Source organism: Solibacillus sp. FSL W7-1472, from assembly GCF_037969775.1.
Taxonomy (GTDB): Bacteria; Bacillota; Bacilli; order Bacillales_A; family Planococcaceae; genus Solibacillus; species Solibacillus silvestris.
Map to the genome: position 1 here is coordinate 3622243 of NZ_CP150208.1, position 7758 is coordinate 3630000.

General features: G+C 43.9%; 6 protein-coding genes and 2 rRNA genes (1 of these 8 only partly in view). All 8 read right to left on the bottom strand.

Annotated elements, in window-relative coordinates; all coding sequences use genetic code 11:
* Nucleotides 1–38: 38 nt before the first annotated feature.
* Nucleotides 39–1052, bottom strand: coding sequence for a tRNA (adenosine(37)-N6)-threonylcarbamoyltransferase complex transferase subunit TsaD (tsaD, locus tag MKY07_RS18055; protein ID WP_014822546.1), 1014 nt, complete (start codon nt 1050–1052; stop codon nt 39–41).
* Entirely contained in the window at nt 1052–1495 is a 444-nt protein-coding gene (gene rimI, locus MKY07_RS18060) for a ribosomal protein S18-alanine N-acetyltransferase (RefSeq protein ID WP_008408479.1), read from the bottom strand. Before rimI ends, tsaD begins: the two co-directional genes overlap by 1 nt.
* Nucleotides 1495–2199, bottom strand: coding sequence for a tRNA (adenosine(37)-N6)-threonylcarbamoyltransferase complex dimerization subunit type 1 TsaB (gene tsaB / locus MKY07_RS18065; RefSeq protein WP_014822545.1), 705 nt, complete (start codon nt 2197–2199; stop codon nt 1495–1497). Before tsaB ends, rimI begins: the two co-directional genes overlap by 1 nt.
* On the bottom strand, nt 2196–2648 hold the full coding sequence (gene tsaE, locus MKY07_RS18070; RefSeq protein ID WP_008408477.1) for a tRNA (adenosine(37)-N6)-threonylcarbamoyltransferase complex ATPase subunit type 1 TsaE: 453 nt from the start codon (nt 2646–2648) through the stop codon (nt 2196–2198). The genes tsaB and tsaE overlap by 4 nt, the downstream gene beginning before the upstream one ends.
* Nucleotides 2649–2912: 264 nt before the next feature.
* Nucleotides 2913–3251: a hypothetical protein gene (locus tag MKY07_RS18075; protein WP_087618576.1), complete on the bottom strand. Its 339-nt coding sequence runs from the start codon at nt 3249–3251 to the stop codon at nt 2913–2915.
* Between the two features lie 150 nt (nt 3252–3401).
* Complete coding sequence (locus tag MKY07_RS18080; RefSeq protein ID WP_339263309.1) at nt 3402–4493, bottom strand: NADH-dependent flavin oxidoreductase; 1092 nt, start codon at nt 4491–4493, stop codon at nt 3402–3404.
* Between the two features lie 136 nt (nt 4494–4629).
* Nucleotides 4630–4745: ribosomal RNA gene (gene rrf, locus MKY07_RS18085) — 5S ribosomal RNA — on the bottom strand.
* A 183-nt stretch (nt 4746–4928) separates the two neighbouring features.
* Nucleotides 4929–7758: ribosomal RNA gene (locus MKY07_RS18090) — 23S ribosomal RNA — on the bottom strand; it runs 99 nt beyond the window's last position.

Here is a 7758-nt window from a genome sequence, read left to right on the forward strand (position 1 = left end):
GGATATACTGCTACATCCTTTCACCATGCTTCTATACCCTATTTCCAGCTCATGAGCTCCATCCCAGGTCGCCCATTCATTGCTAAATTCCCACGAATCCCTGCTTCATACATTTCATACGCAGCTGCACCAATCATTGCAGCATTATCTGTACATAATTTTAAAGGTGGCACATAAAATGGAATACCTTCTTCTTTAAAGGCTTTTTCCAATGCTGTCCGTAATCCTTTATTCGCTGATACACCGCCAGCTGCAATTACTTGTTTTACCTGAAACTCACGTGCTGCTCGTACTGTTTTACCCGTTAATACTTCCACTACACTGTCTTGGAAGCCTTTTGCAACATGCTCGGCAATAATTTCTTCACCGCGCTGGTCCATATTGTGTTTATAGTTAATCACTGCAGATTTTAAGCCACTGAAACTAAAGTCGTATGAATCCTCCTCCAACCATACACGAGGGAATGGCACGGCTTCTGTTGCTTCATGGGCAAGACGATCAATATGAGGACCACCTGGATATGGCATATTCAAGACACGGGCTACTTTGTCATATGCTTCACCTGCCGCATCATCACGCGTTTCACCAATAACTTCAAAAGAACCATGTTCACGCATTAGGACAAGCTCTGTATGTCCACCTGATACAACGAGTGCCAACAGCGGAAATTCCATTGGCTGTACTAGATTATTCGCATAAATATGCCCGGCAATATGATGTGTCCCGATCAATGGCAATCCGTGTACAAAAGCGAAAGCCTTAGCCGCATTAATACCGATTAACAATGCACCGACTAACCCCGGCCCTTCTGTTACGGCAACAGCGGTTAAATCTTTCGGTTCCATATTTGCCTGTTTTAATGCTTCTTCTAAAACAATTGTCATTTGTTCAACATGATGACGTGATGCGATTTCCGGGACAACCCCGCCAAAACGCTTATGACTCTCAATTTGCGATGATACTACATTCGAAATAATCTCCGTGCCATTTTTAATGATGGCCGCTGCTGTTTCATCACAACTTGTCTCAATTGCTAATATATAGTTATCCATTATAAATTCACCCACATTACTAACGCATCTTCCTGGTTATCCGTATAGTAGCCTTTACGAAGACCTCCGTCTAGGAAACCAAGTTTGCGATATAAATTTTGTGCAACAGTATTCGTTACACGTACTTCTAAACTCATGACATCCATATTAGCTTCTTTCGCTACTCGCATCGCTTCACGCATAAGTGTTTCACCAATGCCTTGACCACGTACAGACTTTACAACCGCTACATTTGTAATCTGTGCTGCATCAATAACAAGCCAAATTCCACAGAAGCCGATAATTTCACCTGTTTCGTCTTCAGCGACTAAATAATGTGCATACTGGTTTTCCGTCATTTCGTAATAAAACGAATCCAATGTCCATGGTGTAGGAAATGATGCGAGCTCAATTTTATGAACGGCCTGAACATCATCTATTGTCATTCTGCGATACCGTACCATTAAAGTTGCTCCTTTTTCTGTTCCTTTATCCAATTCGCTTCTGCTTCTGCAATACGGCGATATTGGGGAACAAAAGCATGAACAGCCTCAATTGTCGGTAATGGCATTTGTTGTGCCAAAGCAATTAATTCGGACGCACGCGGTAAATCCATCGTAAATGGAGCACGGATAGCAAAATCACCTAATACTTGCTGAATTTTTTCCATGTATAAATCGACATCTGTTCCGACAAAGAATATTGGCTGTTGTAATTGCTGAAGCTTCTGTAATAATCCGTCTATATGATCATGGTGATCTTCAATAATCGGTTCCATAGTATCTGCTTTATATATTCCGGCATATACATTTTGACGACGAGCATCGATTAATGAACAGATTGCATAATTAGCAGTACGGGCATTCGCAGCCAATGCTTTCAAGCTTGATACGCCTACCAATGGCTTTTGCAGTGACCATGCCAAAGTTTTGGCAAGAGTGACACCAATACGCACTCCTGTATAAGAGCCGGGACCTTCAGAAACGGCAATCGCATCAATCTGTACCGGTGTAATGCCTGCCTTGTTTATTACTTCTTCAATTGCCGGCATGGCACCAACCGAATGTGTTAATTTTATATTTTGCACGACTTCTGCAATTACTTTATTATCTTGTACTATGGCGACAGAAAGCGGTGCATTTGCTGTCTCTATTCCTAACCAAATCATTTTAATAACTCCTTACAAAGACGAACATATTTTTCGCCTATCGGTTTCAATACAAATTTACGTTTCGTTTCGTCGATGCGTATAATTTCAATTGCTAAACGCTCTTCAGGCAAGTCTTCCTGAATAAGATGTGCCCATTCCACAACTGTTACAGCATCCCCATAAAAAATTTCTTCCCAGCCTAAATCTTCATCGCTATCTTCCAGACGATATACATCCAGGTGATTAAGCGGAATACGTCCTACATATTGCTTCATAATCGTAAATGTCGGGCTATTGACCGTTCTTTTTACGCCAAGCCCTTTTGCAAAGCTCTGTGTAAATGTCGTTTTACCCGCCCCTAAATCACCTTCAAGTGTAATCGTATATTGTGGCTCGACTAATTCTGCCAGTCTCATCGCAAGTGCTTGCGTTTCTTCCAGCGTATTTATATCTTTTTCAAATATCATTTGATTGCTTCCTTCCACAAAAAAATCCATTATCTCTAGTTTACTTGAACTGAGGCAATTGTTCAAAATGTATCACTTTTATATTGACCATACTCAATAACGTTAATATAAAGTAGCTGTGAAAAAAAGAAAAACACTCATTTTTTTCTGAGAAAAAGTGAATGTTCCTGAACTTCCCTTTATTTGATTTTCATTATCTGGAACAATAGGATAGTTAAGAAGTATTATGAGAATACATACATGTAACCTCATTTGCTGTAATCACTAACGCTTTGATTTTCCTTTGCGTTCCACTATTTCTTTTTTTACCAATACATCATCCTCAAATTTTAGGCGATATCCTTTCGTCAGAAGAATTTCATCATTCCATTCATAAGTACCGTTATTAATTTGCTGACCGGCACCCCCGGAAATACGTACTACGTCTAAATAAGACATCCCTTCTTTTACTTCTTTATACTCTTCTTCATTCATGTATTTTTGCCATACGTATGTATTGCTTTCTTCTATCTCTAAAACTTCATCATGACAAGCTGTTATTAGCATTGTCAGCAACATAACGAGACAAATAGATAGGAAGACATAAAAACCCTTTTTATTCATTTGTATCCCCCTCAATTATCCTTATAAAACCATTCCCGAAATTAAGTGGTTCAAACATTACTAAAATGAAAAGGAGAATACGAACGTATTCGCATCCTCCTTATTTAAATAAACTTAAATTCTTGTATTCATCAACTAGCCTTTATTAACTTATATACCGGGAATCCAACCTGGTCTTGACAGTATTTTCTCCATTAAAGGACCTGGAATTACAGTATCGATTTTCTTATCATAAGCTGTTACTACACTTTCCCCATTCTGTACCTTTTCCACCCAATGAGGTTCAATTAATAAGGCACGACCAAGTGCTACTAAATCTGCTCCTAACTGTAATGCCTGATCTGCTTCTTCACGAGTATAAATTGAACCTACACCAATTAATGGTTTACGGCCATTTAACAAGCTGTGAATTACAGAAATACGATTTTGTTGGCCGTTTTTATAACGATGTGTTTCAGATTTAAAATCTCCAAGTGAAATATGCAAATATGTTAGCGCTGTTTTCGCTAATTCGTCTACTAATCTTACTGTATCATCCATCGTAATACCATCTTCTTCAGGCTCTTCCGGGCTGAAACGGTAACCGACAATAAATTTTTCATCAGCATATTTGTTTTTTACTTTAATTACTTCCTCTACAACTTCCAATGGGAAACGCAATCTATTTTCAAATGTTCCCCCGTATTCATCTGTTCTTTTATTTGTAAAGGCAGAGAAATACTGTTGAATTAAATACGTATTTGCACCATGGATTTCAACGCCGTCAAAACCTGCTTCAACAGCTCTTCTTGTTGCTTCAGCATATGCTTTAACCATTTCTTTTGTTTCTTCAAGAGTTAATGCACGTGCTTCTTTTTTCTCAATTGTAACGGCTGTACTTGCACTAACAACATCTCCATTTGGTACTAAATGTTGTAGTGATTGTCGGCCTCCATGATGAATTTGTAAAACCGCTTTAGCACCGCCTTGTTGAATAGCCTGTGCAATTCTTCGCAAGCTTGGAATATAGCGATCTTCATGAGCGGCGATTTGTCCGGGGAATGCTTTTCCGTTTGCTGCAACATATGCGCATGCTGTAATGATCATTCCTGCTCCTTCAGCACGTTCTTTATAATATGTGATTTCCTCATCGGAAACTGTATCATCTTCATTTGCAGAGTAAGTTGTCATAGGAGCCATTACTAAACGATTACGTAACTCAACCTGTTCATTCAATTTAAACTTGTCAAAAAGTGCTTTCATTACAATTCCTCCCTTTTGCTATGTATGTACTTTAACGAAACTGCATTTTATTTTCAAGTTAGAGCTCCTCATAAATTTAAATGAGGTTTTTAAAAAAACAAAAAAACCCACTGATTCCTCAGCGGGTTTGCGTTGTGCGAAGCGACGTCCTACTCTCACAGGGGGAAGCCCCCAACTACCATCGGCGCTAAAGAGCTTAACTTCCGTGTTCGGTATGGGAACGGGTGTGACCTCTTTGCCATCATCACTTCACTATTTTCGGCTTCCAATTCACGGCGCTATCCTTCGTCAACTTCCCTCGTTCTTTCAGTCACGTACTTAAGTACGCTCCTTCAATCACTCAGTCGTTTCCTCGACTAGCTTGTGTCTTGAAACCCTTAGAAAGATCATTCTTTCAAAACTGGATAAACGTTTCATTGAATTGAGCAATAAAATGTGGTTAAGTCCTCGACCGATTAGTATTCGTCAGCTGCATGCGTCACCGCACTTCCACCTCGAACCTATCTACCTGATCGTCTTTCAGGGGTCTTACTTACTTGCGTAATGGGAAATCTCATCTTGAGGGGGGCTTCATGCTTAGATGCTTTCAGCACTTATCCCGTCCATACATAGCTACCCAGCGATGCCTTTGGCAAGACAACTGGTACACCAGCGGTATGTCCATCCCGGTCCTCTCGTACTAAGGACAGCTCCTCTCAAATTTCCTACGCCCACGACGGATAGGGACCGAACTGTCTCACGACGTTCTGAACCCAGCTCGCGTACCGCTTTAATGGGCGAACAGCCCAACCCTTGGGACCGACTACAGCCCCAGGATGCGATGAGCCGACATCGAGGTGCCAAACCTCCCCGTCGATGTGGACTCTTGGGGGAGATAAGCCTGTTATCCCCGGGGTAGCTTTTATCCGTTGAGCGATGGCCCTTCCATGCGGAACCACCGGATCACTAAGCCCGTCTTTCGACCCTGCTCGACTTGTAGGTCTCGCAGTCAAGCTCCCTTATGCCTTTACACTCTACGAATGATTTCCAACCATTCTGAGGGAACCTTTGGGCGCCTCCGTTACTCTTTAGGAGGCGACCGCCCCAGTCAAACTGTCCGCCTGACACTGTCTCCTACCCCGCTAAGGGGCATGGGTTAGAAGTTCAATACAACCAGGGTAGTATCCCACCGACGCCTCCTTCGAAGCTGGCGCTCCGAGATCTCTGGCTCCTACCTATCCTGTACAAGTTGTACCAAAATTCAATATCAGGCTACAGTAAAGCTCCACGGGGTCTTTCCGTCCTGTCGCGGGTAACCTGCATCTTCACAGGTACTATAATTTCACCGAGTCTCTCGTTGAGACAGTGCCCAGATCGTTACGCCTTTCGTGCGGGTCGGAACTTACCCGACAAGGAATTTCGCTACCTTAGGACCGTTATAGTTACGGCCGCCGTTTACTGGGGCTTCAATTCACAGCTTCGCTTGCGCTAACCGCTCCTCTTAACCTTCCAGCACCGGGCAGGCGTCAGCCCCTATACGTCACCTTACGGTTTTGCAGAGACCTGTGTTTTTGCTAAACAGTCGCCTGGGCCTATTCACTGCGGCTTCTCTAGGCTATGCACCCAAAGAAGCACCCCTTCTCCCGAAGTTACGGGGTCATTTTGCCGAGTTCCTTAACGAGAGTTCTCTCGCACACCTTAGGATTCTCTCCTCGACTACCTGTGTCGGTTTGCGGTACGGGCACCTCTCACCTCGATAGAGGCTTTTCTTGGCAGTGTGAAATCAGGAACTTCGCTCATACGAGCTCGTCATCACAGCTCAACGTTAAAGTATGCGGATTTGCCTACATACACGCCTTACTGCTTGAACACGCGCAACCAACGGCGTGCTTACCCTATCCTACTGCGTCCCCCCATTTCTCAAACGGTGAGGAGGTGGTACAGGAATATCAACCTGTTGTCCATCGCCTACGCCTATCGGCCTCGGCTTAGGTCCCGACTAACCCTGAGCGGACGAGCCTTCCTCAGGAAACCTTAGTCATACGGTGCATGGGATTCTCACCCATGTTTCGCTACTCATACCGGCATTCTCACTTCTAACCGCTCCACCAGTCCTTCCGGTCTGACTTCAACGCTGTTAGAACGCTCTCCTACCACGCATACTCAAAGTATGCATCCACAGCTTCGGTGAATCGTTTAGCCCCGATACATTTTCGGCGCAGCGTCACTCGACCAGTGAGCTATTACGCACTCTTTAAATGATGGCTGCTTCTAAGCCAACATCCTGGTTGTCTAAGCAACGCCACATCCTTTTCCACTTAACGATTACTTGGGGACCTTAGCTGGTGGTCTGGGCTGTTTCCCTCTTGACTACGGATCTTATCACTCGCAGTCTGACTCCCGTGTATAAATATCCGGCATTCGGAGTTTGTCTGAATTCGGTAAAGCGAGATGCCCCCCTAGTCCAAACAGTGCTCTACCTCCGGTATTCTCAATCACGAGGCTAGCCCTAAAGCTATTTCGGAGAGAACCAGCTATCTCCAGGTTCGATTGGAATTTCTCCGCTACCCACACCTCATCCCCGCACTTTTCAACGTGCGTGGGTTCGGGCCTCCAGTGAGTGTTACCTCACCTTCACCCTGGACATGGGTAGATCACCTGGTTTCGGGTCTACGACCACGTACTAATTCGCCCTATTCAGACTCGCTTTCGCTGCGGCTCCGTCTTCTCAACTTAACCTCGCACGTAATCGTAACTCGCCGGTTCATTCTACAAAAGGCACGCTATCACCCATTAACGGGCTCTAACTACTTGTAGGCACACGGTTTCAGGATCTATTTCACTCCCCTTCCGGGGTGCTTTTCACCTTTCCCTCACGGTACTGGTTCACTATCGGTCACTAGGTAGTATTTAGCCTTGGGAGATGGTCCTCCCGGATTCCGACGGAATTTCACGTGTTCCGCCGTACTCAGGATCCACTCTGGAGGGAATGAACTTTTGACTACAGGGCTTTTACCTTGTTTCGCGGACCTTTCCAAGTCGCTTCGTCTAATTCATTCTTTTGTAACTCCGTATAGAGTGTCCTACAACCCCAAAGAGCAAGCTCTTTGGTTTGGGCTCTTCCCGTTTCGCTCGCCGCTACTCAGGGAATCGAATTTTCTTTCTGTTCCTGCAGGTACTTAGATGTTTCAGTTCCCTGCGTCTGTCTTCAACACGCTATGAATTCACGTGAAGATACTATCCGATTAAAGATAGTGGGTTCCCCCATTCGGAAATCCCCGGATCA